The sequence below is a fragment of the Phenylobacterium sp. genome (assembly GCF_031425575.1).
Taxonomy (GTDB): Bacteria; Pseudomonadota; Alphaproteobacteria; order Caulobacterales; family Caulobacteraceae; genus Phenylobacterium.
This window is the reverse complement of sequence record NZ_JANPJP010000197.1, coordinates 1-1,609: the sequence shown is the minus strand read 5'-3', so window position 1 is coordinate 1,609 and position 1,609 is coordinate 1. Positions and strand designations below refer to the sequence as shown.

Genomic DNA, 1,609 nt, shown 5'->3' with positions numbered 1-1,609 from the left:
CGTCAAGCCGCAGTTCGTCCACCGCTTCCAGTGGGCCAAGGGCTCCATGGCCATCTGGGACAACCGCTGCACCTGGCACCAGGCCCTGAACGACTATCCCGGCCAGTACCGCCTGATGCACCGCATCACGCTCGATGGTGGCCCGCTGAGCTAGGCGCACAGGCGCCGCATGGCGCGCATTCGTCAGACGTCTCAAGGGAGCCTTCTCCCTCGCACCGCATCCGCCGGCGCCGCGCCTGCGTAAACTCGACTCCAACCACATTGGAGATCCCCGAGATGCGCACGACCCTGATCGGCCTCATGGCGGTATCGGCCCTAACGGCCTTCGGTGCGCCAGCCCTGGCCCAGAGCCGCCCGACCACGCCGCCCACGGCGGGGCCGCTGAACCCCGACACGTTCTATCGCGGGACCTGGTACGAGCAGGCGCGCACCCCCACCAGTCTCACCCGCGGTTGTGAGTACGCCACGACCGAGCATGGCCGCGACGCCCAGGGCCGGATCACGGTGCGCGACGCTTGCCGGCAGGACGGGCCGCAGGGCCGCGAGCGGGCCCTGTCGGGGATCGGCACGATCCGCGACCCCGGCCAGAACGCGGTGCTGGACGTCCGCTACCGCTTTGGCCCGTTCCGCCCGTCGCGCGAGTATCGGGTCATCGCCGCTGGGGCGCAGGGCGAGTGGTTCGTCTCGTCAGAACCCGAATTCGACAAGGTCTATGTCTTCACCCGGGCCGTCGCCCCGCCTCGGTCCGAGGTCGAGGCCCTGATCGGCCGCGTGCGCGACCTGGGCTATGGCGGCGAGATCGAGGTCCTGGCCACACCGGGGCGCGACTGACTCTCTTGCGGAACAGGCCGCCTCACGTCCGAGTCGCGAACTCGGAGTCGCCGGTCGTCGCCACCACCTGGTCATCGAAGGACGCGTGCGCCGAGGTGTAGAGGTGCGAGTACAGCCCGCCGGTCTTCATCAGGACGTCGTGGCTGCCCTGCTCCAGGATGCGGCCCTGCTGCAGCACCACGATGCGGTCGGCGTCGCGGATGGTGGCCAGCCGGTGGGCGATGACCATGCAGGTGCGGCCGGCGAACAGCACCTTGAGCGCCTTCTGGATCGCCTGCTCGGTGAAGGAGTCGATATTGGCGGTGGCCTCGTCGAGGATCAGGATCTGCGGGTTGGCCACCAGGGCGCGGGCGAAGCTGATGAGCTGGCGCTGACCCATGGAGATGTTGCGGCCCCGCTGCCCGAGCTGGGTGTCGTAGCCGTCCGGCAGCCGCATGATGAAGTCGTGGGCGCTCACCGACTTGGCCGCCGCGATGACGTCGTCCTTGGTCGCCGAGAGCGTGTTGTATCGGATGTTCTGCTCGATGGTGCCGGTGAACAGGAAGGGCTCCTGCAGCACCATGCCGATATTGGCCCCCAGCGAATCCAGGGTGACATCGCGCACGTCGTGGCCGCCCACCAGGACCTGGCCCTGATCGACCTCATAGAAGCGGTGGGCCAGCGCGATGATGCTGGTCTTGCCCGAGCCGGTGGGACCCACCAGGGCCACGACCTCCTTGGGCCGCACCATCAGGCTGATGTCGTGCAGGACCGGACGCTTGGGATCGTAGCCGAAGGT

The 1,609-nt window shown here is 68.4% G+C and carries 3 protein-coding genes; 2 read left to right on the top strand and 1 reads right to left on the bottom strand.

Going from position 1 to position 1,609, the window contains the following annotated elements:
- Together RMO97_RS11315 and RMO97_RS11310 are read left to right on the top strand one after the other, a co-directional pair.
- A partial coding sequence (locus RMO97_RS11315; protein WP_310541114.1) for a TauD/TfdA family dioxygenase occupies positions 1-154 on the top strand: 154 nt, incomplete at its 5' end.
- Between the two features lie 122 nt (positions 155-276).
- Positions 277-831: a lipocalin family protein gene (locus RMO97_RS11310; protein WP_310541113.1), complete on the top strand. Its 555-nt coding sequence runs from the start codon at positions 277-279 to the stop codon at positions 829-831.
- A 22-nt stretch (positions 832-853) separates the two neighbouring features.
- On the opposite strand, the gene RMO97_RS11305 is transcribed toward RMO97_RS11310, so the two are convergent.
- Positions 854-1,609, bottom strand: a 756-nt coding sequence (locus tag RMO97_RS11305; RefSeq protein ID WP_310541112.1) for an ATP-binding cassette domain-containing protein, incomplete at its 5' end; no start/stop codon positions are given.

Coding starts and splice junctions, on each gene's coding strand:
- RMO97_RS11310 (WP_310541113.1), top strand. CDS start 277: ATGCGCACGACCCTGATCGGCCTCATGGCGGTATCGGCCCTAACGGCC.